A 26,202-nucleotide genomic window follows, 5' to 3' on the forward strand; every position below is an offset into this window, starting at 1 on the left:
ATGCGTATCGCGATGTTGGCTCCAATCTCTTGGCGCGTTCCCCCGCGGCACTACGGCCCGTGGGAACGCGTCGTCTCGCTTCTGACCGAAGGTTTAGTCCAACGCGGCGTGGATGTCACGCTGTTTGCGACGGCTGATTCGATCACGCGAGCGCGCCTTGTGGCCGTCTGTCCCCGCCCCTATTCGGAGGATCCGACGCTCGATCCCAAGGTCTGGGAGTGCCTGCACATCTCGGCCGTCTTCGAGCGCGCCGATGAATTCGATCTCATCCACAACCACTTCGATTTCCTCCCACTGACTTATAGCGGACTGGTGCGCACCCCTGTTCTGACGACGATCCACGGCTTCTCCTCCGAACGCATATTGCCCGTGTACGAGAAATACAACGGGCGCACATACTACGTGGCCATCAGCGAGGCGGACCGTCGTCCCCAACTCACCTATGTCGCGACGATCCATCATGGCATCCCGCTTGAAGAGTTCACCCTGCGACGCGAGCCTGGCGAATATCTGCTCTTTTTTGGCCGCATCCATCATGAGAAAGGCACGGCCGAAGCCATCGAGGTCGCTCGACGAGTCGGCCTGCCGCTCATCATCGCCGGGATCATTCAAGATCACTCCTATTTCGAGCGCGCGGTCGCTCCTCACCTGAACGATCGAATCCGCTATATTGGTTCGGTCGGACCCGACCGTCGAGATGAGGTTCTCGGTCGCGCGCTGGCCTTACTCCATCTCATCAACTTCGAGGAACCTTTCGGCCTGAGCATGATCGAAGCCATGGCCTGTGGGACACCGGTCATCGCTCGGGGACGCGGCGCCGTTCCGGAGATTGTCCGGCACGGCGAGACCGGGTTCATCGTAGATACGCTCGAAGAGGCTATCGAAGCCGTTCGGCGCGCGCCCGAACTCAACCGCGAGCGCATTCGGCAGCACGTCGCCGAGCACTTCAGTCAGGATCGCATGGTGGAGGAATACCTGCGCGTCTACGAAACGATCCTCGGGCAATCCGGTTCGCACGGAGCGAGGCGATGAACGATGAGATCTTCCGACTCGGCATCAACTATTGGCCCGCGCATCGGGCCATGTTCTGGTGGCGGGAGTTCGAGGTCGAAGAGGTCGAACGCGATTTCGAGCGCCTTCGAGAAGCGGGCTTCGATCTGGTGCGCGTATTCCTGCTCTGGGAAGAGTTTCAGCCGGAACCGGATCGGATCGCCTCGGAAACGATCGAACGGTTGCGCGCGGTTGCGGATCTGGCCGCGCGCGCTCGACTACAACTGCTGCCCACGTTCTTCACCGGCCACATGAGTGGCGCCAATTGGCTGCCCGCGTGGGCATGCGAACCGAGCGAGGCACCGACGCGCTTTCGCACCATCGTGAGCGGTCGCGTCCTCCACGCGCGCCCGAGGAATTGGTATGCGGATCCCGAGCTGATCGAGGCTCAAGCTCGTCTCGTCCGCGAAGTGGTGCGCGCGCTTGGCACGCATCCAGCCCTCTGGGGATGGGACTTGGGGAATGAGCCCTCCAATTGCGTGATCCCCCCTTCGCACGAACACGGGCTCGCTTGGCTCGAACGCATGGTCGCGGAAATTCGCGCCGCCGGTTCGATGCATCCGATTACTCTTGGCCTTCACATGGAGGATCTCGAAGAGGACCGACGTCTGGGTCCCGCCGAAGTCGCGCGCGCTTGCGATTTGCTCGCGATGCATGGTTATCCGGTCTATGCCGAATGGGCGGAGGGGCCAACGGACGCTCAGCTTCTCCCCTTCCTCGGCTTGCTGACACGTTGGTTGGGCGGTGGCCGAGACCTCTTATTCGAGGAATTCGGCGCGCCCACGCGTCCCCTTCAGACGGAGATTCCGTCGCGCATCCCTTTTCTCAGCGAGGATGACGCGGCCCGATTCACGCAAGAGGCTCTGGCTCTGCTGCATCATTTCGGATTCGCGGGCGCACTGCTGTGGTGTTACAGCGATTACGCGCCCGCGCTGTGGGACCATCCGCCGTTTGACGAGGCTCCTCATGAACGTTTCTTCGGCCTCTGGCGCGCCGATGGGACTCCGAAGCCCGTCGTTGACGTGGTCCGAACATGGAGCGGCCTCCCTCGCCATGCTCCTCATCGGGACTTCACATGGATAGATATCGCTCCAGAAGAATTTTTCAAGAGCCCTCGCCTCCACCTCCCTCGCCTGTACGACCGCTTTCGCCGGGAAGGTACGTCGGCTACTCTCCCAACATGAGCTGAAGAGAGGACTGGATGCCGCGCCTTCCAAGAGCGCGCGTCGCCGGTTCCTCCTCAACATCGCCACATCAGGTCTTGCGCCCGAATCGGCGGTCCTCTCCGGAGCTCATCGCCTGGAAACGCGAGTCGGCGAAATCGCGGTATGGAGGTGGCTCGCAAAGGGTGAAACCGGCGCGGGATCGCCTCAACGGATTTGATCTCGGCGCGTCATGCGCGGAGCCACTCCGAGCGAATGCCCGAACCAAATCGGCACTGAGCGCTTGGGGACTATGCGCGCTGGGCGACATCGTGATTTGAGAGATTCGAGGTGATCTCGTCCTCGCCCGAATACGCATGCGCGCGCTCAGAGAACCCGAGCGAGGACCTCCAAAAATCGCTCTCGAAATGCCGCGCGGCCGAACGTCCGCGCGCGTTCGGCTGCGCGAACGCTGATGCGAGCGGCGTCTGGATCAGCAATGACCATAGCCGTTCGTTCGACCAATTCCGAGAGCGTCTCCCAGAAGAACCCATTGCCCCCCGGCTCGATGATCTCCCGCGGTCCACCGCGTCCGACGGCGAAGGGAATGCAACCATATCCCATGGCTTCCACGAGCGCGATCCCGAAGTGCTCGACGCGCTCAGGCTCTCGATCTTCGTCCACGTCGAATCCCGTCGCGTGCCAGAAGACTTTGCTGAGGCGATAGAGTCGGCGCACCTCAGCGCGTTCGGCATTCACGTGAAAGACTACGGGCACGCCGCGAGCATGTTGCTCCAACTCGGTCACGACGGCTTCGCCCGAAGCATCAGCCCCTCCCACAAGATGCAACTCCCAACCCGGATGGCGCGCGACGAACATTCGGAAAGCTTCGATCAAGGTTCGCTGATTTTTCTCATGCCCTCCCCGAAAGAAGCGAGCGACGCTCAGGATGATGTCCCTCTTCTCGTCCCACGAAACAGGCGTGGTCGGCAGCTCTACCGGAGGCGGCAGCACGAACATCGGGACCGCGGGGCGCCAATTCTCTTCGACGATGCGCGCCGTGAAGTGCGAGTTGCAGAGGATGAGGTCATATCGGCGGAGTGCGCGAGGGAAGTATAGCGCGCGAGCGATCTCCCGCCTGATGTCAGCGAGACGGCGCGCGCGAAGCGCGTGGAAGAGATCCCGAGCCGTCCACCGACGATGAGGCACCTGGATCTGTAGGATATTGCGCCGCGCTGCGAGTGGCGGTGGGAGATCGGATTCCAGGGCGATCGCCACATCATAAGTCCGCGTCACGCGCTCCAACGCGCGATATGTCCGAGCGAGCGCGCGCCGATTCCATAGCCATTCGCGCACCCCTCGGGGAGAGGACACGGCCTCGCTCGGCATTTCGATGAGGCCGATACCGTTCAGACACAACCCGAGTCGCTCCCGGAGCAATCGCAGATCGAAAGGACGTACGGCGATGAGATCTACGTGATGCTGCTCAGCGAGAATCTCAGCGATCACCCCAAGATAGACCTCACCTCCACCCATGACGTGCCAGCCGGGATTATAGAGCGCCACTCGCATCCGTATCGCTTCTGCGAAAGCTCTTCAGCCCGGAAGTCGTTTGCGACTCGCCCGGAACGCCATCAGGTTCTCCCATACGGGACGAAGGCTCCGTCCCAGACTCGGCATCGCCTCGCACGCCGTCCAACACGCGCACTCGCGCGCCGCGATCGAACGGCGCACTCGCTCGGCCTCCGGACTCAACCAGATCTCTTCGAAGCTCCGCTCCCGCACATTTCCGAGTCTCTTGTTCAAGACCACGCAGGGATACACGTCGCCGTACGGATTGAGGTAGAACGAGTGAGTCCCCGAATAGCACGTGAAGAGGCGACGCGGACGCGCCTCGTACACCGTCATGCGTCGCAGATAATAGGCTTGCACATCGAGCGCGCGCCGAGGCCACGAGAGATGCGCGAGATGTTCCATTGCCACGCGCTCGAGGACGCGCGCGATCGCGCGCAGATCCTCCAGGGGCCATGTCGTCTCCACGTCTGTGCGCGCGTAGTAGGTCTCGCTATTTTGAGCGAATTGCGCGTTGAACCCGAGGCCGCGCGCGCGGGCCAGCTCGTACACCCGCTCCAGATCGCGCCAATTCTCGCGCGTGATCGTGAAGCTCACCCCCACGCGAATCCCTCCGAGCGCGAGCGCTTCTTCGATCACGCGCCACGCCTTTTCATAGACTCGAATTCCCCGCTGCCGATCGTGCGTCTCCCCAACCCCATCGAGTGAGACCGAGAGATAGAGCCGTCCGGGCTCGGGTCGGTATTCGGTCAGGATTCGACGCAACGCTCTGGCGTTCAGCTCGGGATTGATCGCTCCCGTTGGAATCGTGATCGTCGCGCGCGGGAATTCGGTGAGGAAGAACCCACAGATCTCCACGAAATCGCGTCGCAGAAAGACCTCTCCCCCCGTCAGAGCGATCGCGCGCAAGCCGCGCAAAAGTGGAGATCGAAAGACACCGCGGATCTCCGCGAGCGTCAGCTCTCCGCGCGCTCGCATGGGATCCTGCCGATAGAGCGTCCAAATGTCGCACATCTGACAACGCGAGTTGCAGAGGAACGTGACGGCGAAATTCGCGTATCGAATCTCGTCAACGCGCGGCGGCAGGATGCGCTCGCGCAATCGCGCGCTCACGCGCTCTAGTTTTGCCCTGAGCCCACGATCTTCCGCGCGCTCGTTCATCGCCGATCCTCGCTCCCCAACGCCCGCACGGGCATTGTACCACAGGTTCCCCTTTAACGATCTCGCACCCGCCACACGCGCACTCGTTCCCATCGCCATCGCAGGAAGTCCCAATAGGGGACTTCCAGGACTACCTCGGCAGGTTCGTCGGGCGGCCACCCCCAATACCGAAACTCGCGACGCGCGGCGTACGCCCAATAACTCGGCTGCCCTGTTCGTTCGATCTCGCGCTTTCCCCGTTGATAGAGCGTCCAGGCGTTGAACGTGTAGTTCAAATTGATCTCCTCGATCGGGACTCCGCGCGCGAGCAATTCGTTCCCCGCTCTCCATAACGCTCCATAGCCGGCGATCATCGTCTTCGCCGTCGCGATGGCCACCCCACCGAGTCCAATGAGGAGAAGAACGGCGAGAGATGGTCGAAGTCTCGGCGCTAACCTCCTCGCACCCAACAGGAGCCCGATGGGGAAGAAGACCAATAGATAGCGATCGAATCGGCACGAGATGGCCACGAACAACCCGAGAAAGAGCGCAGCGAGGAGCAGGAGGAATCGCGTCATCCACGCTTGCCAAGATCTCCCGCCCTCTCCGCGAACTCCAGCGAATCGCCATCTCTCCCCCGCGAACGTGGCGATGAGCCCGAGGAGAGCGAGCCCGTAGACGATGTGTTCGAGTCCGACATAGAAGTCCTCCACGCGACCGCGCCAGTAATCGAGACCACGCTGCGAAGGCGTGGTTGCTGTGTACACCTGGTAATAGGCGACGAGCGCCCGATCGATCCCCTCGATGAAAAAGCTCCTTCCGAGATCCGTTGCGAACAAGAGGGCGAGGAGTCCGAGAACACCCGTCCCGAAGCGAAAGATGCGGGCATGCGCACGATAGAAAGCTCCCCACGAGGCCCGGCCCTCTTCCACAACGGCCGCGAGCACAAGCGCCCCGGCCCATGCCGAGATCGCCGTGAACACGACCCCTCCTCCCTTCCCGAATGCCGGCAGAATGGCCGAATCGGTGAGATAGGGCATGTGGCGACCGTCGGCCCACAATGAGTAGGCGGCATACCCACTGAGCAACAACAGAACCACCAGGACGAGCTTCCCCCTCTCGCCGAGGAGCGCACGCCAGCGGGCGGCCCCCACGAGGGGAAGAGCGAATGCTCCAAGATAGAACACCACGATGAACGGGAGATGCCGAAGGTCATGAGCGATCCGGTAGGTCTTCAACATCTCCAATTGCGCGAATCGGAATTGCGTCGGCATCCCATGGACAGCAGCGATCCAGATATAGAAGCCCAGGAGCACGGCCATCGGCATTCCGATTGCGACCCATCGCGGCCACGAGCGCTCGTCTGCTCTTCGCTCTCCGAGCAACGAGAGGAAGAATCCGACGGGAAGGAGGATCGCATATTGCCGCACTAAGACGGCGAAACTGGAGAAGAGGGCACCCAGGATGAGCGCCCGCGTGCGCTCGCGTTCCTCAGACGCGACGCGGCTTTTCGCGAAGAAATAGAGCGCTAGAAGGAAGAGCCCCAGAAAGGGCACGTCGGTGAAGAACGTGAAGCTCAACGTGAAAACGATCGGATTGAACCAGAGCGCGAGCGCGGCCAAAAGTGGGAACCGAGCGCGTTCTGCGTTCATGTCCTCGAGCCGGAGAACGCACAGCCGATAGAACGCCCAAAGGCCCGCGAGACTGAGCGCGAGCGTCGAGAGATGCAGGGCTGAGAAGGAGAAGCCGAAAGGCCAACAAAAGAGCGCGCCCCAAATCGTTTGAAAGACGAGGCTCGCGGCCGATTCATCCGGCAAGCGAAGGCGTCCCGTCTGCAGGAAATGCTGGACCGAGAGGGCATAGGTCCAATCATCCCCCACGGGGTATTCGTAGAGGGGATTCACGAGCACTATGGGAACGATGATCGCGAGAAGTCCCCAGGCGCTCTTCAAAAGGCCGGTCTCCCCTCCTGAGCGGCAGCATCTGCGGGACGCCCCAAGCGAGCGCGAAGGAAGTTCCACACGCGCTCGCCATTCAATCGCGCGTGCGTGTGCTGACAAGCTGCGCAGAGCGGCACGCGCTGAAAATCGAGCCGACAATGGCGACGGCGCAATTCGGCGAGTGCGGGCCCCTGCCAGATCTGCGCCAATGTCTGTTCCCCGAAGCGCCCGATCACCAACTCGCCGTCCACGTCGAAGCAACAAGGCACGACGTCCCCATTCCATAGGATCGTGAGAGCGTCCCAGAGGAACGCCGTGCACGGAACGCGAAAATCTATGCCGCGCTCGGGGAGTCCGCGATCCTCGGTCTTCCCCGCCCACGTGTTGAACGATTTCACATGGATGAAGTCTCCGGGCTGAAGGAACGGCTGCCAATACGCTCGAAAGGCTTCGATCTCGTGAGCGGTCTCCCGCATGGCGATGATCTGGAAGACAGCTCGCGGTCCCTTCCCTCCTCCCGCTTGACGGGCCTCGAGGAACCGACGCACGTTCTCGAGAACCGCGGAGAAACGAGCGCCGCGACGAATCGCCTCATACGTCTCGGCCGTCACCCCGTCCAGACTGAAGACGACCGTGTCCAGCGCAGACTCAGCGAGCTGCCGCGCTCGCTCTCCCCGCAGGAGCGTGGCATTGGTGCTGATGACGACGTTTCGGATCGAGGGATATTGCTTGATGTACGCAATGCGCTCGAAGAGATGCGCGTCTACGAGCGGTTCGCCCCAAGCGTGCAGCCACACGATCTCCGCGCCATATTCGGCGATCTCATCGGCCGCGCGTCGAAACAGCTCCATCGGCATCGTGCCGTCGGCTCGCATCTTGGAGCGAGTCGGACACATCAGGCAATCGAGATTGCAAATGCTCGTCGTCTCGATGTTGATACGCCGTGGGAAGGGCGGCGGCTCGGCCAGCTCCCGCCGATGCCACCAGAGGAAGAAGCGGGAAGCGCCTCGGGAGATGATTCGCTCCAGCCGCGTCACGACTACCCTCTCAAAGGCGCGATGTGCAACGGGGTATAGAGCGCGCCCTCCGGACGAAGATCGCTCCGCATGAGGATCAGATGAGTGACCAGAAACCGATAGCTCGGGAACTCCTCGGCCAGAAAGAGGCGCGCCAACTCGCGCGCCGATCGCTCCGAACGGACGCGCCCAATGGTGAGATGGGCTGTGAACGGGCGCGTCTCTCGAGCGAACCCCTGCTGTGCGAGCGCGTCTTCCACTTGAGCGACGAGCGCGCGCAAGATTCCCTGTTCGTCACGCACGCCGATCCATAGCACGCGCGGACGATCGGCCGTTGGGAAAATCCCCCCGCGACCCGTCACCAACTCGAACGGTGCCGCGCTGCGCGCAATCTCATCCAATGCTTCTCCGATGCGCCCCAGGCGCGCCTCTTCGACTTCTCCGAGGAATTTCAAGGTCAGATGCACGCCCGCCGGTCGCGTCCAACTCACTTCGACCGGAAGGCGACGGAGCTTCGCTTGCACCCGTTCGATCGCCGCTTTGACCTCTTGCGGAACGTCAATGCACACGAAGGAGCGAATCGCCGCCATCGTTCGCCCCCTCCTCATTCGGAGGCCACGCGCTCTCCCTCCGAAGGCGGATCCTCGTCAAAATATTTTCGCCCTCGAAGCGACTCCGGCAGACAGGGCATCTCCGCGTCGGGAGCCCCCGGCTCGTAATCGTGAATGTACTTGTACCCCACGCCATATCCCATCTCGCGCATCAGCGTCGTGACCGGATTGCGGAGATGGAGCGGCACGGGTTCTCGGGGATATTCGCAAGCATCGCGCTCGGCAGCTCGATAGGCCCGAAGGACGGCGTTCGATTTCGGCGCGCGCGCCAAATAGAGCGTGGCTTGCGTCAACGCCAGTTTCGCCTCGGGGAGTCCGACGAAATGGACGGCTTGCATCGCGGCGACGGCCTGAACGAGCGCTTGCGGATCGGCGAGCCCGACGTCTTCGCTAGCGAGGATGACCAATCGCCGAGCGATGAAGAGCGGGTCTTCCCCCGCTTCGAGCATTCGCGCGAGCCAGTAAAGCGCCGCATCGGCGTCCGAATGTCGAACCGATTTGATGAACGCCGAGGTCAGGTTGTAATGCTCCTCGCCCCCTCTGTCAGAGAATAACATCGGGCGCCGGATGATCTCTCGCACGATGTCCTCGGTCACCCGCAGGGTTCCATCCGGATATCGCTCGGCGCTGTTCACGGCCAGCTCCAGGACGTTGAGCGCGACGCGGGCATCTCCTGAAGCGTGGGTGGCGATGACTCGCAGAAGCGGCTCCGCGATCTCCACGCGGAGATGTCCCAACCCGCGCTCCTCATCAGCGAGCGCGCGCCGAAGGATGAGGAGCACATCGTCATCGGACAACGGCTTCAGGACGAAGACGTGACACCGTGAGAGCAACGGCGCGATCATCTGGAACGAGGGATTCTCCGTCGTCGCTCCGATGAAAACCACGTCGCCGCGCTCGATGAACGGGAGGAACGCATCTTGCTGCGCGCGGTTCAAGTGGTGCACTTCATCCACGAAGAGAATCGTGCGCCGCCCTTGTACGCGACGCACTCTCTCGGCCCTGAGCATCGCTTGGCGGATCTCCTTGATCGTGCCGAGCACGGCGGAGAAGCTCAGGAAGTGCGCCTTCGTGTGCTGTGCGATCACGCGAGCGAGCGTGGTCTTGCCGCTGCCCGGAGGTCCCCACAGGATCATCGAAGCGAGTTGATCGCGTTCGATCAAGCGCCGCAGGGGTTTGCCCGGGCCAATCAGCTCCGCCTGCCCCACGACCTCGTCGAGCGTTCGGGGACGCAGACGATCCGCCAGCGGCGCTGAATGCGACGCTTCCGCATCATCGCTCGAGATGGGGAAAAGCGTCCGTTCCTCCTCCATGCTCGCTCTCCGCGCGGCGCTCGCTCGAAGGATATCGCTCGTCGGACGAATCATTCGGCTGCTTCAGATGTCGCTGTCGGGGCCTCTTCGGCTTCCTGAGTCTGAATTCCCCTGGCCCCCACACCAACGGCTTCCTTCTCGCGGATGCGCGCGGCCTTCCCCTTCAGCTTGCGGAGATAGTAGAGCTTGGCTCGCCGCACATCCCCACGACGCACCACCTCGATCCGCTCGATGACGGGGGAATGCAGGGGGAAGATGCGTTCGACGCCGACGCCAAAGCTGATCTTTCGCACCGTGAAGGTCTCGCGCAAGCCTCCATGTTTGCGCGCGATCACGATGCCCTCGAAAACCTGGATGCGCTCTTTATCCCCCTCCTTGATCCGCACGTGAACTCGCACCGTATCCCCCGGAGCGAAATCCGGGAGATCGGTTCGCATCTGCGTCTTCTCGAAGTCCCTGAGGATCGGATTCATACGCCTTCTCCTACCACAGGTCTCGCCTGTGTTCAAAAGCTACCAATTTTATCGGCTTTCCCCCACTTTGGGAAGCGTTCTCCGAAGCTCCTCGAGCAGTTGCCGATCCTCCTCGCTCAAAGGGACTTTTTCGAGAAGGTCGGGGCGATTGCGGAGAGTTTTGGCCAAGGCCATGCGCCGCCGCCATCGGGCAATCTGCGCATGATGCCCGGAGAGCAAGACTTCGGGGACGCGAAGGCCACGAAATTCCGCCGGGCGCGTATACTGCGGATAGTCGAGGATCCCCCCTTCAGCGAACGATTCTCGACGTGCCGACTCCGCACGATGCAACGCCCCGGGCAAGAGTCGAACGACCGCTTCCACGATCACCATCGCTGGGACCTCCCCGCCCGTCAAGATGTAATCGCCAATGGAGAGTTCGTGTGTCGCCAGGTGTTCGGCCACGCGCTCATCCACACCTTCGTACCGACCGCAAATGAGGATGAGCCGCTCGCGGGTGGCCAGATGTTCGGCCGTCGCTTGAGTGAAAACTCGCCCCTGAGGAGTCAGCAGGATGACAGCGACGCGCTCGCGATCGAACTGTTCGCCGAGCAAGCTCTCGACGGCACGAAAGATCGGTTCGGGCTTGAAGACCATCCCCTCCCCTCCGCCGAAAGGACGATCATCCACCGTGCGATGTTTGTCCGTGGCGAAATCCCGCAGGTCGTGCACGAGGATCTCCACCAATCCTCGCTCGCGCGCTCGTCGCACAATCCCAGAATCGAAGGGCCCGCGAAACATCTCTGGGAAGATCGTCAGGATATCGATGCGCATGCTGGTCAGCGAATGGGAAATACTCCGGGGATCACTGTGGCGTGGCTCGGCGCGAGACGGCCGATGATGAGCGCTCTCGATTCAAATCGAGCAATCCTTCCGGAGGATTCACAATGATGAGCTTCGCGGCCGAATCCACAACGGGACAAATGGCGCGAGCGAAGGGAATTAAGATCTCCTCGGCCTCTTCCCCTTCCACGACGAGCACGGGGACCTCCGCCGTCTCCATGATGTCGCGCACGATCCCCACCCGATGGTTGGATTCCGTGCGCACTTCGCACCCGAGAAGCTCGAAGAGGAAATATTCATCCTCCTCCAACGGGACGGCCTCCGTCCGTGCGATCTTCACCCACCATCCTCGCAACCGATTCGCGGCCTCGATCGTCTCACACCCTTCGAATTTCAGGACGACCTGGCCACGGTGGAACCAATAGCGCTCCAAGCGCGATTCCACAACCATCCCCTCCGGAGCCTCCAGACGCACGCGGGTGACAGCGGCGAAGCGCTCCGGATGGTCCGTCACGATCTCGGCCACGACTTCCCCTTTTACTCCTCGTGGCCTCAAAATCTGCGCGATGGTAAGGAATTCTGGTTCCGACCCCATCTCATTCGAGGATTTCTAGGACGAAGCGCTTTTTCATCTTCATCCCTGCCGCCCCCAGAATGGTGCGGATGGCGCGAGCGGTTCGACCCTCTCGGCCGATGACCTTTCCGAGATCGGAAGGGGCAACCCGCAGTTCTAGGACGGTGGTCGCCTCGCCCTCAACCTCTCGGACTTCTACCTGATCCGGATAATCCACCAGCGCTTTCGCGATCATCTCAACGAGATCCCTGATCTTCATACCCCACCTCTCCTCTGTGGCGTTGCCCGGAGCCGACGCCCCTACATGCCGAACTCAGGCGCACCCTCCGTGAACGCGCATGCTGTCACAGGCCGAAATGCTCTTCACGACCCGTGCTCCGATACTGGCGGCGCGACCTTCCGGATCAATCGTCGGACGACCTCCGTCGGTTGGGCCCCACATCGAAGCCAATACTGGAGTCGCTCCCAATTCACGCGAATCTCCGCCGGATGGGTCAAGGGGTTGTAGTAACCGAGGGCCTCGACGAAGGCCCCATCGCGCTTGGAGCGCTTCTCGGCGACGACGATCCGGTAAAACGGCCGCTTTTTCGATCCCATTCGCGTCAAGCGTATGGCTAACAAGGCCCCACCTCCTCAGCAGGCGTAAATTATACCCACTTCGCGTAAAAAGTCCATCCCCCACGGCGGGGGCGGTGAGATAAGGCAGACGGATGTCAACTCCTCTTTTTTTTACGCTTCTTCCCCCCTTTGCCCAGGAGCTTCCCGAAGGGGAATGCCCCCTCCCTGAGGTGCTTCATCATCCGCCGCATCTCGACGTATTGTTTCAGCAGGGTGTTCACCTCCTCGACGGTCGTCCCGCTCCCGCGCGCGATGCGGCGGCGGCGGCTGCCGTCAATGAGCCGATAATTTCGCCGCTCCTCGGGCGTCATCGAGTTGATGATCGCCTCGGCGCGCTTCAGTTGCCGTTCAAATTGTGCCATTTGCTCTGGCGTGATCCGACTCACGCCGACGAACTTCAACATCTCGGCCGGCAACAGTTCGAAGATCTTCCCCAAGGAGCCGAAGCGCTTGGCCAATCGCAGCTGCTCGAGGAAATCCTCCAGCGTGAACTCCTCGCGGCGCAGCTTCTCCTGCAACCGCGCGGCCTCGCGCTCATCCACTTCAGCCTGAACGCGCTCGATCAAGCTGAGGACATCCCCCATGCCAAGGATGCGCGACGCCATGCGATCGGGATAGAACGGCTCCAGGGCATCATACTTCTCACCCACGCCGATGAACTTAATGGGTTGGCCCGTCACCGCCTTAATGGAGAGAGCGGCCCCTCCTCGCGTATCGCCATCCATCTTGGTCAGAATCACCCCCGAGAGACCAATCCGCTGATGGAATACCTCGGCGCTGCGCACAGCATCTTGTCCGGTCATGGCATCGGCGACCAACAGGATTTCGACCGGTTTCGTCTCTCGCTTGATCGCCTCCAGCTCCACCATTAACTCCTCATCCACATGCAATCGTCCCGCCGTATCCACGATCACAGGATCGAATCCCGTCAGCTCCGCGTGACGGCGCGCGCGTCGACATATCTCCACCGGATCGGTCACCGAAGGATCATCGAAAAAAGGACGGCGAATCTCTCGAGCGATCACGGCCAATTGCTCGCGCGCCGCTGGCCGATACACATCCGCGGACACGAGCAACGGATTTCGCCCCTGTGCGGCCAAATACCGCGCCAGCTTCCCGGCCGTCGTCGTTTTCCCCGATCCCTGCAATCCGACGAGCAAGATGATATTGGGAAGGCGTGAGGTCAGGAGCAGCCGCGTGGACGTTCCCCCGAGCATCTCCGTCAATTCATCGTAGACGATCTTGATGACCTGCTGTGCCGGAGAGAGAGAGGCGAACACTTCCTGCCCGAGCGCCTTCTCCCGCACGCGCTCGATGAATTGCTTTACGACGCGGAAATGCACGTCCGCCTCAAGCAGCGCCAGCCGAATCTCCCGCAACGCTGCCTCGACATCGGCTTCAGTCAATTTCCCATGACCCCGCAGGTCACGAAGGACCTTCCGCAGCTTCTCCGAAAGCGCGTCGAACATTCCCCCGCTTCACCTCATGATCTCCATGCAAAAGGAGTTAGGCTATAGAAAGCTCCTGCCTCTGTCAAGAGGCCACACCTCACCTTTTCGACACCCCTGTTGGGGGATGCCGCTTTGAAGCTACATCGGAGAAGAGAAAGTCACTTCGCCTTTTCGACGGAGAGGATCGTGAGGACCTTCACGCCCTCTTTCTTCTCGACCTTCCCCTTGATGGTCACCCGCTCGGCGACGAAGGGGATCAGCTTCTCATTCTTATTCGCCGTCCATGCTTCGCCCGCTAGTTTGTATAGCTCCCCTGTCTTCTCATCCACGACGCCCAGTGGGGCGCCAGCCTTGGCGCAGTTGATCGCGCAGGCTCGATGCGCCGCGCCTTTATTCTTGGCATCCTTCGTGTAGCAATTCCAATCTACGATCTCGCCCACGACCGTGACTTCCTGAGCGAGGAGCCAGCTCGTTGGTCCCATCATCGCCAGGCTCATGGCCAGGCTCACGACGAGCGCCATCCAAATGTTTCGCTTCATACGACCTCCTCCTCAAAAGAGATTTGAGCCGCTTCGTCAATGACGCGGTATCATGCCCGATCCCCTCATCCTCGCCATACGCGAGGAAAAGATTATACACGAACGAGAAGGAAATCGCGGCCTGACTCTTGGCCCTTTTCGCTCGCGTGGTAGAATTTCCCTCGCCGAGGGGACGCATGGACCACGGGACCGAGCGCAGGCGCTTTCGCGATCGCACAGAGGCTGGGCATCAGCTCGCCGCTCGACTGCTCGCGTATCGCGACAGCGAGACTCTCGTTTTAGGGATCGCCCGCGGAGGCGTCGTCGTAGGCGCGCCCATTGCCGATGCCCTTCAGGCCGAGTTAGACGTCATCGCTCCACGCAAGTTGCCCATCCCGTTCAATCCGGAGGCTGGCTTTGGCGCCATCGCCGAGGATGGGACGATGTATCTCAATTCGGTGCTCGTCCGCGCCCTCGATTTGAGAGAGGAAGAGATCCGCGAGATCGCTGCGGACGTTCTCGCTGAAGTCCGGCGTCGCGTGGCGCGCTATCGCGGTGATCGTCCGCCTCCGAGAGTGAAGGGGCGTCCCGTGATCCTCGTGGATGATGGTCTGGCCACCGGATACACGATGCTCGCCGCCATCGAGAGCGTGAAGAAAGATGCTCCGGCACGACTCGTGGTCGCCGTTCCCGTCAGCCCCCTCTCGACACTGCGCTCGATCGAGCCGCATGTGGATGAGCTGATTTGCCTCATCGCTCGAGAGACAGAGGTCTTCGCCGTCGCAGACTTCTACGAGGACTTTCGCGATCTGCGAGACGAAGAGGTGATCGCTCTGCTCGAACGAGCGCGTTCTCGCCCTCGAGAGAGGAGCGCGTCATAGAGGGCTTCGACGCGCCGCGTCTGCTCGCGCAGATCGAAGGTGCGCTCCACCCACATCCGCGCGGCGCGTCCCAAGCGCGCGCGCCACGCCGCATCTTGAAGAAGCGCGAGCATGGCGTCGGCTAAAGGCAAGACCTCTCCCCGCGGGACGAGAAGGCCCGTCTCCCCTTCTCGCACGATCTCCTCGGTTGCCCCCCCGCGCGACGCGATGACCGGGAGGCCACAGGCCATGGCTTCGATGAGGACGCGCCCGAAAGGCTCCGGCTCTAGTGAGCAATGGACCACAAGATCTAGTTCCCGCAGGATCGTTGCGACATCCGCGCGAAATCCGAGGAACCGAACGCGTGAGGAGAGCTGCCGCCTGACGACTTCGCGTTCCAATTCTCTCCGGAACCCTTCGTGCCCCGTCGTGTCGTAAATCTCGTCCCCAACAATGAGGAATTCCACTTCGGACAGCACTCGACTCACCCGCTCGGCGGCCTGGAGGAACACGTGCTGTCCCTTCCACGGCGCAAGCGCTCCGATCATCCCTACGCGGAGTCGTCCCTCCGCCCGCTTCGACGAGGCAGGAGAAAACTCTCGCAGATCAACGCCGTTAGGGATGACCAAGATGTTCGGTTGAGCGGAGAACTCGTTGGCGACAGCGTGGGAAGGGACGAGAACGACATCCGGGACGATCCGGCTGAGGATGCGAAAGAAAGGCCAGATCCGGCGACGCCGAAGGAAATCGTGCACGTGCCAGACCAAGCGCGCGCGAACAAGCGGAGCGAGCGCAACGCTGAATATCTGTGCCTTGAGGCCATGCGCGTGGATCAATGCGACTGGCGCCTCATTCACGAAGCGCGCTAGTTCGATCACTGCCCTTCTGATGTGCGGGAGCGACCGCAGAGCGCTGACATATTCGCGCCATGAACTGTATCGTCCGAGACGATGCCCCCTCCCCCAATAACTCACAAGGAGCGGGGAGATGCCAACTTCTTCTAATGCCTCCGCGAGTCGGCCGCGGCGCGGCACCACGACATGGACGCGAAATCGCTCCCGATCGAGCGAGCGCGCGAGGTCCAATAAGACGCGTTCCGCTCCGCCCAACTCCGCTCCCGTGCTCACGTGGAGAATCTGATCCTTCACGTCTCCAATGATTCCGCGAGCGCGCGATAGGCATCGAGCACCCGACGCGCCGTCTGCTCCCAAGTGAACGCACGGGCTCGGTCTCGAGCTTTTTTCACCAGCTCCTCGCGCATCTGCGCATCTTCGAGCACCCGCGCAGCCGCCTCGGCCAATGCCTCCGCGTCGTCGTCGCGCACTAGTATGCCGGCGTCTCCGAGCACCTCCGGTACCGCACCGGCGGCGAGCGCCACGACGGGCACTCCGAGGCGCATCGCTTCAAGGACTGGCAGGCCGAAGCCCTCGTACGTCGAAGGGAAGAGCAAGAGCGCTGCCGATTGATAGACCATCGCAAGAGTCTCCCACGGGAGATTGGAGAATTGCCGAACGCATCGAGCGATCCTCCACCGCCGAATCATCTCCCAATGAGCGGACGCGAATCGCCCTCCCACTTGGACGAGATGAAGCTCTTCGCCCACCAACGCTCGAAGACGAACGAACGCCCGCAGCAAGGTCGGGATGTTCTTCCGCTCCTCACAGCTCCCCACATGCAGGACGATGCGCGCGCCGCGTGGAATACCGAGATGATCGCGAAGCTCCGCCGCCTCGCTCTCGCTCATCGGACGAGCGCTCACATGATCCCCTCCCAGGGGGATGACCGTGATTCGATCCTCGGGATAGTTGAGCCACTGCATCAGCTCGCTCTTCGTGAATTCGGAATCGGCGATCACATACGCGCTCTCCCGAAGAGCGGCCAGAACCCATCGCAACACGACGTTTCGAGCACGAGCGCGCGGGCTTCGCTCTCCTGCGCTCAGGAGATGCCACGGATAGAGATCGTGCACCGTGATGATCGTGCGTCGTCGGTCGAGCCATCGGCCCACATGGGCGTACGAATGATCGAGGATGTGATGCAGGTCCGCCTCCCTCTGCCGTGAGGCTTGCGCGACGCTCCAGGGGAAGGCCAAATACCGCGCAGGAAATCGAAAGAAAGGCATGCGTCCCCAGGCCGGCACGGGCAAGCGCGCGACCACGAAATCCCAGTCCGGTGCAACCCGCGGCAACCACCGTCGCAGTTGATCCGCATATAGCGCCATACTGCGCCAGCCCTCCACGTTCAGATCGGGGATCAAAAGGACACGCATCACTCTTCGCTGAGCACTCGCTCGAGGATTGAGCGCAAGCGGGGGACCAACACAGCATACTCGAAATGCTGACGCGCGAGCGCGACATTGGCCTGCCCCAGTTCCAGCACTTGCGGATGGTGAGCGAGCCATCGCAGGCGCTCGGCCAGCGCCTCCACGTACTGGTCACGCCCCTCATACGGGAGCAACATCTCGTCGGGGAGAAGTCGCGCTGCCTCGCCCACGCGACTGGCCACGACGAATCGGCCACAGGCGAGATAGAGCGGGAGTTTCCCCGTCGTGCGGGTCTCGCCGACGAGATCGTTCGTCTGCGTCGAGAGGCATACGTCCATGAGATTGATGTACGCCGGCAACTGCTCGAGCGGCACGCGTCCTATGAAGTGCACGCGATCAGCGACGCCGGCGGCGCGCGCCCGTTCCTTCAATATGGGCAATCCCGATCCATCGCCCACGATCACGCCAACAAGTGGTACGTCCCTCGCGCGCGCGAGTGCTTCGATGAGTTCCCATCCATAGCAGAACCCCATGCGCGGACTCCAATGCAATGAGCCGACGACGCCGACGACGAGCTTCCCTTCCATGTTCAAGCGTCGCCGCAAGGATTCGACCGACAGCGGGCGGAACACGCGTGTATCCACGCCATCGGGGATCACCTCAACGCGCGTGATGCCGTGTCGAGCAAGCCATTCTCGATGGCCATGACCGCGCACGACGAGAAGATCGGCCACGCGCACCGAGAGACATTCCAAAAGCTCCGTCAGCCGCTGCCCCACCCATCCACGTCCCAGTGTGCGCGCAAGGGCGGAGATGACATCGCCCGTGTCAATGATCACGCGCGCACGAGTCGCCGTCTTATACACGATCGCGGCCATGACCCCCGAGGCCGCCATGTCCATGACATACACGACCCGTGGGCGCCACCGAAAGAGCGCCCACAGGAAGCGAAAGACGGCGCGCACTTTCTGCCGACCGCGATAGAGCACCATTCGGCGACAGGGCAAGTCGAGCCGAGAGGCAAATTGATGCGCGCGTTCAGCAACAGCTCCCTCCGGCTCCCCATTCACGAGAAAGATGATCTCCACCTTGGCGCGCTCCGAGGAGGAAGGGAGGCGCGACTGTCCTTCAGAGGATGCTGACGCGACGATTTCCCTCACGCCCCTTTCCTCGCTTGTTCGTACACGCGGAGCGTCTCATGCGCCGCGCGATCCCACGAGAACGCCCGGACGCGCTCGCGCGCTCGACAACCCATCGCTTCACGTAGCGCGGCATCTTCTCGAAGCCAGCGCACGTAATGAGCAATAGCGCGAACGTTCCGCGCGTCCTCGACGAGGACTCCATCCTCGAGGTGCGTGATGATCTCGGCTGCACCGGCCGCTCGCGTGGTGATCACCGGAAGTTCGGAAGCCATGGCTTCCCAAATGACCATTCCGTGCGCATCGTAGGCCGTTGGGAACAGGAGCGCATCGCTCGCAGCGTAATAGTCTTCGATGCGATCGGTATAGGCGAGAAACCGCGCGCGTTCGCCGACGCCAAGACGCCGAGCCAACGCTCGATACCGATGGATGGGCGAGCGGGAGATCAGGAGAAGCTGCGCATCCGGCACGAGAGCCAGCGCGCGCAACGCCTCCGCGGCTCCCTTCCGCAAGTCCCCTACGTAGAGAAGCAGGAAATCCCGCTCCGCGTATCCCAAGGCTCGGCGCACCTGCGCGCGCGCTCGACGACGTCGCCCCGGATGGAAGCGCTCAAGGTCAACGCCGGGACGAATCACCACGACGCGCTCGCGCCGAGCATAATGGTGCTCCAACTCGAGGCGCACCTTCTCGGAGACGGCGATCACCCATCCCGTGCGCGAAGGGTGATAGAGCGCGCGCTCCCAACGACCGACTACTTCGCGGAAGAGCCAATGCCGCGCGCTCAGCCGTCCGTCTCGCTCTCGAAGGGCCCCCAACCACGCCCACTGACAGATGTGAGCCGTCGCGACATCGAGCGCGAACGCGCAGAGCCCTTGTCCATGAACGACGTCGAATGCCCCGCGCACGTGCCACCAGCTTCCGAAAGGGAACGTGAGGATCGTCGTCATCGCCGTCGCTCGCAGCGCCGGGACATGATGGCATCGAACGCGCGCGTTCGGCACGCTCGCGAAACGATTGGCGAAGACGTGCACCTCGTGCTCGCGACTGAAGCGCTCGGCCAGCTCGATGACGTATCGGCCATGGCCCACGCGATGATCGTAGTCATGAACGAGCAGCGCGATCCTCATCGCCTCCGCGCGTTCCAAGGATGTCGTGCTGGCGTTCGAGAAACCGCATGGTCGGCTGCCTCAATGGGAACGAGGACCTCGCTCCAGGCGTGCCACCACGCTCGCTGCCGTCGGCGTTCGAGATCGGCGAGCTTCAGGACAGCTCCGAGGAAGAACCACCAGAGCATCCCATGCGGGATACTCAGCAACGGGGATCCAACGAGTGTCCCCGCACCGACCATGAACGCACCGCACACGATGGCGAGCGCGATCTCCTCATCGGGAGTCCCCTTCAATCGTTGCAGGGCGCGCCAGGCGCTTCGCAGCGCCGTTCCCAAAAGCAGGGCGAGCATCACCAGTCCGATGACGCCCATCTCGACCAAAATACGCCCGAAATCCCCATCGGCGAAGATGGGATGAAATGTCGGATACCACCGCCCCATGAAGAAAGGCACACCATGACCAGTCCGCCCAAGCCCATGCCCCCACGGCGCGTCAAGCAGCGCCTGAAATCCCGCGTGCAGAGGGTTCGATACCCTTCCCAGGATCAAACCGACGTCGGCCAAACTGGCGAAGCGCTCCGCAGCCCGCCCCTCGGTCAAATCTATCCCCACTCGCATCCCGAGCGAGAGGAGCACCATCGCGACCAAATAAACGCGCACCGATCGCCGATGCCACCACAGGAGGACCAAGCCGATGAGGACCATCACCAGGGCCGCCCGCGTCCCCGTCAGGACTAAGCTCGTCATCATCGGCACGATCCCTAATCGCAGGAAGAAGCGCACAGAGGGAGTGATCTCCCGATCCAACGAGAGGATGAGAGCGAGCGCCGAAGCATACGCCATCATCGAACCGAACGCTCCGGCCGAGACGAAGGTCGAGAAGATGCGAAACTCCACTTCGCCCGTCGGCGTGACATACGTCGCGAAACGATGTCGTTCGGCGGCGAGTTCATCATCGGGAATCGCGCTCTCAATGCCGGCCACATACTGGTAGATGCCATATAGGCCGGCGAGCACAGATAGCAAGATCACAATCAGCAGATAGGCGCGCACGTGCCGCCCCGAGCGCGTGATGTCATAGCCGAGCAGATAAGCGAGACTGAAGAAACACCAGCCGCGGAACGCCGCCAGCCCGATTGGGAGAGGAATTCCCGGAAAGAGCGCATACATCGCGCACAGCGCGAAGAAGATGAGTAAGATCTTCGTCACGGGAGTCGCCGGCAAGAGTCCGCGCCCACGGCGAACGCGCGTCGTCGCCCAGAAGAAAAGCGCGAGCGCGAAGAGAATGTCGAAGAGGAAGTAGCTCGCGGGCGAAGGATAACGATCCTTGATCGGCGCCAAGACGAATCCGATGAGGATCGCTCCAACGAGCGAGAGGTGGATGAGCTTCTCGTGCCGCCACAGAATAGCCCACTCGCGCCACATATGTCGTCCTTCACCGCGGAGAGACCACTGTCTCTCCGCTCATGACGGCGAGAAGGATACACGCTTTCGATCCACTCCGACAATAGACATTCCGAAGCTTCCTTCGGGGGAGGACCTTGGGAGATGGTCGCTTCCCGCGCCGAGATTCGCGCCCGCCTTCGTGAAACGTTTTCGTCAGCCGCTCTCAAGCAATTCGCCAAGCAGATGCTCGAATTGCTCGACCATCCGACGCGCTTCGAAATATGCGCGCACGCGGCGCTCGGCCGCTCGCCCCATGGCGCGTCGTCGCTCGGCATCTCCGAGGAGCGCGCAGATGGCCTCGGCCAGTGCGCTCGGATCGGCGGGTGGGACGAGCCACCCCGTTTCTCCCGAGACGACGATCTCTCGCGCACCGCCGAGGTTCGTGGCGATCACCGGCCGCCCCGCGGCCATCGCTTCGCATAAGATGAGACCGAACGATTCCGGTCGCGTCGCCGCATGCACGAGGAGATCGCTCGCTGCGAGCACCTCCGGGATCTCACGCCGGAAGCCGGCGAACACGACCCGCGCACCGAGGCCTAAAGTCACGGTCAAGGCACGCAAAGCCGTGCCATAGCCGGAGGACGCTCCTTTCATCTCCTCTCCCACAATCAGGAATCCCACATCCGGCATACGCTCGCTGACCAATTGCGCGGCGCGGAGGAAGAAGTCGTATCCTTTTCCCGGCTCCAATCGGCCAACGGCGCTGACCAGATGACGAAATCGTCCCAAGTTCAGCTCTTCTCTCAGTCGCGCGAGCCGCTGCGGATCGGGGGACCGAAACCGCTCAACATCTACCCCGGGATGGATCACCCGCAACGGCGTTCGCTGCGCTCCGAACGCTCGACGATGCGCGTCAGCGGCGAAATGCGAACTCGTCACGACGACGCGAGCCGGAACGCGCACGGCGATGCGATCCACGAGATGACGCGATGAGGCGATCCCGTGCTGCCACCAGAGAGCGGGAACGCGTGCGAGCCAGGCCGCGACACCGCCATAGAGATGGCCATATCCGTGCGAGCTGACGACAAGCCGCGCGCGCCATTTCTGTAGCCGTTCCCGAAGCGCGCGGATCGTGCCTCCATAATTGAGAGGATCGCGCAACCGGGTGATCGGTTGCCGATGCACGAAGACTCCTTGCTCTTCGACCTCTCGCACGAACGGCCCATCTCTCAGGAAAACGACGCGAGGGGTGAAACATCGCCGATCGAGTCCGCGGAAGATCTCGAAGAACACCGACTCAGCTCCCCCCCACTCACCGATGGGCAACACGAAGACGACGCTCGGCGACATCTTCCCTCAGCGCCCCGCCCGACCATATCGTCGGAGGACGACGACGAGAATGCCGATCGAGAGGCCGCTCCAAAGCAGCGCCCACACGAGGGCCGGAATTCGAGTCAACTCTTGCATGGCGAGGGCGTCGGTCGGCACTTCCGTCGCCGAGAGGAGGAAAAGGTGCTTCAGATCGAAGAGCGCGTTCAAACAACTCTGCACGGCCAGAAATCCGACGAGGAATTGCGCGATACGGAGCGACGCGATCCCAGCAGCGAAGCTCAGCAGTATGCTCCATGCCGCGCCGACGAGGAATCCGAAGCTCAGGATTGGACGAATGAAAGCGAGCGTCATCACCGCCATCAGAAGAGCCGTCGCCCAAAGAGCGATCTGGGCGCGACGGGGTCGCCGGCACCACGCCAAGAGCGCGCTGCCATAGAGCATCGCCCCGACATATCCGGCGCTGGAGATGAGCGGCGCTAGACCTCCGCGCGTGGCCGTCACTCCGCTGCCATCCGGACGGATGTGCATGTACACCACGCTGCCTCCGGTCGCCAAAGCGGCCAGCGCGTGCGCCGCCTCGTGCACGATCGTCACAAAGAGTCGGATGGGATACACGATGACTTCCGCAAAGGGCACGAACCACAAGGCTACGGTCGCGCCCGACGCCAGCATGAGCACGCGCACACCATCGCTCGCCACTCGTCGCGCCACGACGCGACGAATTATAGCATTGGCGCTTGCGTGCGAGAGCGAGGGGAAGATTGCTTCTCCACGGCCGCCTGAAGTAAAATGGGGCCGCATCGGTTGGAAAAAACCGGGGGTGAGGAGGAGTTATGCTGGCTCAAGGCCTCTCGCGATATAGCGAATGGTCGGCGCTTTTCCTCCGCATCGCTGTGGGAGTAATCTTCATCGCTCACGGCCGGCAGAAGCTCTTTGGTGGGCTCACGGGGTTCGGGCAATATTTGGAATCGCTCGGCGTCCCGCTTCCCAATATCTCCGCCCTCGTCGTCGCCCTCGTCGAATTCCTAGGAGGAATCGCTCTGCTCATTGGTCTCTTCACGCGCTGGGCAGCTCTTCTGCTCGCGATCAACATGCTCATGGCCATCTTGCTCGTCCATCTGCAGCACGGGTTGACGGGGCCAGGTGGTTTCGAGTTCCCATTGGCGCTCTTGGCCGCGACGATTTCACTACTGCTCACCGGTCCGCAGCGGCTCTCCGTCGAGCGCGGCCTGTTCAAACGCGAATTTTGAAGGGGGAAGAGCACGATGTTTGAACCGACGGTCCTCGTCGAACGCGCGGGCTCCGTACTGAAGCTCACTTTGAATCGGCCGCCGCTCAATATCCTCAATATCCCCATGCTGCAGGAACTCAATCGAGCGCTCGAACAGGTGAACGCGGGCGTCCGCCTCGTACTTCTGCAGAGCGGGATCGAGCGGGCGTTCTCCGCTGGCGCAGACGTGAGCGATCACGTGCCGGAGCGTGTCGAGCAGATGCTCGCGGAGCTGCATCGCGCGATCGTTCGACTCCTGGAGCTGGAGGCCCTTTCGATCGCCGTCGTTCGTGGGCATTGCCTGGGGGGAGGGATGGAACTCGCCATCAGTTGCGACTTCGTGCTCGCGGGCGAGGGCGCGCGCTTCGGGCAGCCGGAGATTCAACTCGGCTGTTTCCCGCCGGTCGCCGCCGTGCTGCTCCCGCAACTCATAGGGCCACGCCGCGCGGCGGAGGTGATCCTAACGGGCAGAACGTTTTCGGCGCGCGATGCGGAAGCGATGGGCTTGATCACGCGCGCTGTCCCAGATGAAGAGCTGGCGACGGCAGTCGAAGCACTCCTCGATGATCTCTTGCGGAAGAGTCCAATCGCGCTCACCTTCGCGAAACGAGCGCTCCGCTATGGACGATCGCTCGATCCGCGGACAGCGCTGCGCGCCGTTGAACGCCTGTATTTGGACGAGCTGATGGCGACCGAAGATGCGCGCGAAGGCATTCGCGCCTTTCTGGAGAAACGAGAGCCGGTGTGGACTGGACGATGAGTCTCGGAGGAGCGCGGATGACGAGATCTCTTCGCGGAGGGGACAAGGCATGAACATCGGCGCGTTGATGGGACTGTCGCTCTTGGCCTTGCTCGGAGGGTACTTCCTCTACGGGCGGTTCGTGGCGCGATGGGCAGGGATAGATCCGCGGCGTCCGACACCAGCGATGAGCATCAATGATGGCGTGGATTTCGTCCCCACGCGGGCGCCAGTTCTCTTCGGTCATCACTTTGCCTCCATCGCGGCGGCCGGACCGATCGTGGGACCGACGCTCGCTGTCATGTATGGGTTCCTCCCCGCTTGGCTCTGGATCATCATCGGGGTGATCTTCATCGGCGCCGTCCATGATTTCATCGCGCTTTTTGTGAGCGTGCGCGAAGGTGGGCGTTCGGTCGCCGAAGTCGCTCGACGAACTCTTGGAAAGGAGGGATTCGTTTTCTTCGCCGCCTTCGCTATCTTGCTCTGCATTCTCGTCGCGGCGGCGTTCCTGCAATTGACGGCGGTGGCGCTGACCTCTCTATATCCCGCGCGCGAACTGGGACTGGGATCCGAACAAACGCTCATCAAGACGACGGTGAAGGACGGCATCGTTTATGCGAAGATCGGCGGCATCGCTTCGACCTCTGTCGTCATTATCACGGCTCTCGCACCGGTGGTGGGATGGTTGCTCTACAAGCGGCGCGTGCGCACCCGCTGGATGAGCGTATTGGCGCTGCTGATCTGCGCCCTCTCGGTCTGGGTCGGACTTCAGGCTCCGATCACCCTTTCGCCGACGACGTGGATGCTCATCATCTGCGGCTATGTCTTCGTGGCCGCGTGGATCCCCGTCTGGCTCGTGTTGCAGCCCCGCGATTTCGTGAACGTGCATTTGCTGTACATCGGATTGGCGGCGATGGTCATCGGCGTGATCGGCGGCGGGTGGCACGGAGTGACGATGAACGCGCCGGTCGTGCATCTGACGAGCGAGAGCACGGCGGCTTTAGGCTGGGCGTGGCCTTTCCTCTTCGTGACCATCGCCTGCGGCGCGTGCTCGGGAGCACACGCCCTGATCGCTGGAGGAACGACCTGTAAGCAATTGGCTTCGGAAAAAGACGCGCCGATCATCGGCTATGGAGGGATGCTGTTAGAGGCCCTGCTAGGGATCTGCGTGACGCTCATCATCCTGGGAGCACTGAGTTTCGACGAATACAAGACGCTGGTATGGCCGATGGATGAATCCGGGCGCGTGAAAGCGGGAAATGCTCCGCTGGCCTTCGCCGTCGCCGTCGGGAAGATGCTCCACGTGGGATTGGAGATTCCGGCGATCTACGGGACGATCTTCGGGATCTTGATGCTCGAAGGCTTCCTGCTGACGACTGTGGATACGCTCGTCCGCTTGACGCGCTATCTCCTCGAAGAGCTCTGGACAGCCGTCTTCTCAGCTCCGCCGGCCTTTTTGCGCAACCGAGTGATAAACTCACTGATCGCGCTGAGCGGAATTGCCTCGTTGACGTTCACGAACGCCTATCAAGCGATTTGGCCCGTCTTCGGATCGGCGAATCAATTGCTCGCCGCGCTGACGCTCCTCACGGCGACCGCTTGGCTCTTCAAACATGCTCGGAAGGTCTGGTTCACCGCACTTCCGGCGGTCTTCATGATCGCGACGACGATGACCTCGCTCGCGTTGCTGTTGCCGCGACACGCCCGCACCGGGAACTGGACGCTCGCGGGAACGGACGCCCTGCTTCTCATCCTGGCATTCGGTATGCTCGTTGTCATCTGGCGATATTTCCGCTGGCGCGCGCCCTCGGCGCGTCTCGAAGCTCCAGCGCCGGCCTATGATCCATGAACGCCGCATCCGGCAA

Annotated in this window: 25 protein-coding genes and 1 pseudogene; 6 read left to right on the top strand and 20 right to left on the bottom strand. The window is 62.0% G+C overall.

From position 1 onward, the window contains the following. Both NZ746_00660 and NZ746_00665 read left to right on the top strand, forming a co-directional pair. Entirely contained in the window at positions 1–1,032 is a 1,032-nt protein-coding gene (locus NZ746_00660; GenBank protein MCS6815868.1) for a glycosyltransferase family 4 protein, read from the top strand. Then, a complete protein-coding gene (locus NZ746_00665; protein ID MCS6815869.1) occupies positions 1,029–2,234 on the top strand; it encodes a beta-galactosidase in 1,206 nt (401 codons plus the stop codon). Before NZ746_00660 ends, NZ746_00665 begins: the two co-directional genes overlap by 4 nt. A 345-nt stretch (positions 2,235–2,579) precedes the next feature. Here NZ746_00665 and NZ746_00670 read toward each other — a convergent pair whose 3' ends face one another. From NZ746_00670 to NZ746_00730, 13 genes and pseudogenes are all read right to left on the bottom strand, one after another. Beyond that, positions 2,580–3,764, bottom strand: a complete 1,185-nt coding sequence (locus NZ746_00670) for a glycosyltransferase family 4 protein (GenBank protein MCS6815870.1) — start codon at positions 3,762–3,764, stop codon at positions 2,580–2,582. Positions 3,765–3,788: 24 nt separating this feature from the next. Next, complete coding sequence (locus NZ746_00675; protein ID MCS6815871.1) at positions 3,789–5,000, bottom strand: SPASM domain-containing protein; 1,212 nt, start codon at positions 4,998–5,000, stop codon at positions 3,789–3,791. Continuing rightward, positions 4,979–6,856, bottom strand: coding sequence for a glycosyltransferase family 39 protein (locus NZ746_00680; protein ID MCS6815872.1), 1,878 nt, complete (start codon positions 6,854–6,856; stop codon positions 4,979–4,981). Before NZ746_00680 ends, NZ746_00675 begins: the two co-directional genes overlap by 22 nt. Beyond that, positions 6,853–7,881: a radical SAM protein gene (locus NZ746_00685; protein MCS6815873.1), complete on the bottom strand. Its 1,029-nt coding sequence runs from the start codon at positions 7,879–7,881 to the stop codon at positions 6,853–6,855. The genes NZ746_00680 and NZ746_00685 overlap by 4 nt, the downstream gene beginning before the upstream one ends. Before the next feature lie 2 nt (positions 7,882–7,883). After that, entirely contained in the window at positions 7,884–8,450 is a 567-nt protein-coding gene (gene thpR / locus NZ746_00690; GenBank protein MCS6815874.1) for an RNA 2',3'-cyclic phosphodiesterase, read from the bottom strand. Positions 8,451–8,464: 14 nt separating this feature from the next. Next, positions 8,465–9,784: a replication-associated recombination protein A gene (locus NZ746_00695; GenBank protein ID MCS6815875.1), complete on the bottom strand. Its 1,320-nt coding sequence runs from the start codon at positions 9,782–9,784 to the stop codon at positions 8,465–8,467. 131 nt (positions 9,785–9,915) lie between these two features. Beyond that, positions 9,916–10,257: pseudogene (gene rplS / locus NZ746_00700) on the bottom strand (50S ribosomal protein L19). A 48-nt stretch (positions 10,258–10,305) separates the two neighbouring features. After that, positions 10,306–11,070 carry a tRNA (guanosine(37)-N1)-methyltransferase TrmD gene (gene trmD / locus NZ746_00705; GenBank protein ID MCS6815876.1) on the bottom strand — a complete coding sequence of 255 codons (765 nt, stop codon included), beginning with the start codon at positions 11,068–11,070 and terminating at the stop codon, positions 10,306–10,308. A 31-nt stretch (positions 11,071–11,101) separates the two neighbouring features. Beyond that, a complete protein-coding gene (gene rimM, locus NZ746_00710) occupies positions 11,102–11,674 on the bottom strand; it encodes a ribosome maturation factor RimM (GenBank protein ID MCS6815877.1) in 573 nt (190 codons plus the stop codon). A gap of 1 nt (position 11,675) precedes the next feature. Continuing rightward, the gene (locus tag NZ746_00715) at positions 11,676–11,912 is read right to left on the bottom strand and encodes a KH domain-containing protein (protein ID MCS6815878.1); all 237 of its coding nucleotides are present in this window, start codon (positions 11,910–11,912) and stop codon (positions 11,676–11,678) included. 104 nt (positions 11,913–12,016) lie between these two features. Beyond that, positions 12,017–12,274 carry a 30S ribosomal protein S16 gene (gene rpsP / locus NZ746_00720; protein ID MCS6815879.1) on the bottom strand — a complete coding sequence of 86 codons (258 nt, stop codon included), beginning with the start codon at positions 12,272–12,274 and terminating at the stop codon, positions 12,017–12,019. A 92-nt stretch (positions 12,275–12,366) separates the two neighbouring features. Next, entirely contained in the window at positions 12,367–13,740 is a 1,374-nt protein-coding gene (gene ffh, locus NZ746_00725) for a signal recognition particle protein (protein ID MCS6815880.1), read from the bottom strand. Positions 13,741–13,880: 140 nt separating this feature from the next. After that, positions 13,881–14,261 carry a hypothetical protein gene (locus tag NZ746_00730; GenBank protein MCS6815881.1) on the bottom strand — a complete coding sequence of 127 codons (381 nt, stop codon included), beginning with the start codon at positions 14,259–14,261 and terminating at the stop codon, positions 13,881–13,883. A 176-nt stretch (positions 14,262–14,437) separates the two neighbouring features. On the opposite strand from NZ746_00730, the gene NZ746_00735 reads away from it, so the two are divergent. Further along, entirely contained in the window at positions 14,438–15,121 is a 684-nt protein-coding gene (locus tag NZ746_00735) for a phosphoribosyltransferase family protein (GenBank protein ID MCS6815882.1), read from the top strand. Here NZ746_00735 and NZ746_00740 read toward each other — a convergent pair. The 7 genes from NZ746_00740 to NZ746_00770 form a co-directional block, all read right to left on the bottom strand. Beyond that, positions 15,031–16,248: a glycosyltransferase family 4 protein gene (locus NZ746_00740; GenBank protein MCS6815883.1), complete on the bottom strand. Its 1,218-nt coding sequence runs from the start codon at positions 16,246–16,248 to the stop codon at positions 15,031–15,033. The genes NZ746_00735 and NZ746_00740 overlap by 91 nt on opposite strands. Further along, positions 16,245–17,369, bottom strand: coding sequence for a glycosyltransferase family 4 protein (locus NZ746_00745; GenBank protein ID MCS6815884.1), 1,125 nt, complete (start codon positions 17,367–17,369; stop codon positions 16,245–16,247). Before NZ746_00745 ends, NZ746_00740 begins: the two co-directional genes overlap by 4 nt. Then, entirely contained in the window at positions 17,369–18,451 is a 1,083-nt protein-coding gene (locus tag NZ746_00750; protein MCS6815885.1) for a glycosyltransferase, read from the bottom strand. The genes NZ746_00745 and NZ746_00750 overlap by 1 nt, the downstream gene beginning before the upstream one ends. Positions 18,452–18,519: 68 nt before the next feature. After that, on the bottom strand, positions 18,520–19,629 hold the full coding sequence (locus tag NZ746_00755; protein MCS6815886.1) for a glycosyltransferase family 4 protein: 1,110 nt from the start codon (positions 19,627–19,629) through the stop codon (positions 18,520–18,522). Next, the gene (locus NZ746_00760; GenBank protein ID MCS6815887.1) at positions 19,626–21,035 is read right to left on the bottom strand and encodes an O-antigen ligase family protein; all 1,410 of its coding nucleotides are present in this window, start codon (positions 21,033–21,035) and stop codon (positions 19,626–19,628) included. The genes NZ746_00755 and NZ746_00760 overlap by 4 nt, the downstream gene beginning before the upstream one ends. 174 nt (positions 21,036–21,209) lie before the next feature. Next, positions 21,210–22,346 (bottom strand): glycosyltransferase family 4 protein, encoded by a 1,137-nt coding sequence (locus NZ746_00765; protein MCS6815888.1) that lies wholly within the window; start codon positions 22,344–22,346, stop codon positions 21,210–21,212. Between the two features lie 6 nt (positions 22,347–22,352). Beyond that, on the bottom strand, positions 22,353–23,039 hold the full coding sequence (locus NZ746_00770) for a M50 family metallopeptidase (GenBank protein ID MCS6815889.1): 687 nt from the start codon (positions 23,037–23,039) through the stop codon (positions 22,353–22,355). Between the two features lie 122 nt (positions 23,040–23,161). Here NZ746_00770 and NZ746_00775 point away from each other — a divergent pair, with 122 nt between their 5' ends. Genes NZ746_00775 through NZ746_00785 form a run of 3 tightly spaced genes read left to right on the top strand, consistent with a single transcriptional unit; the run spans position 23,162 to position 26,186 of the window. Continuing rightward, positions 23,162–23,578, top strand: coding sequence for a DoxX family protein (locus NZ746_00775; protein MCS6815890.1), 417 nt, complete (start codon positions 23,162–23,164; stop codon positions 23,576–23,578). A 15-nt stretch (positions 23,579–23,593) separates the two neighbouring features. Next, positions 23,594–24,358, top strand: coding sequence for an enoyl-CoA hydratase-related protein (locus NZ746_00780; protein MCS6815891.1), 765 nt, complete (start codon positions 23,594–23,596; stop codon positions 24,356–24,358). A gap of 49 nt (positions 24,359–24,407) precedes the next feature. Then, the gene (locus NZ746_00785) at positions 24,408–26,186 is read left to right on the top strand and encodes a carbon starvation protein A (protein MCS6815892.1); all 1,779 of its coding nucleotides are present in this window, start codon (positions 24,408–24,410) and stop codon (positions 26,184–26,186) included. The last annotated feature ends 16 nt before the right edge of the window (positions 26,187–26,202 follow it).

The sequence above is a fragment of the Blastocatellia bacterium genome, assembly GCA_025055075.1.
Taxonomy (GTDB): Bacteria; Acidobacteriota; Blastocatellia; order HR10; family HR10; genus HR10.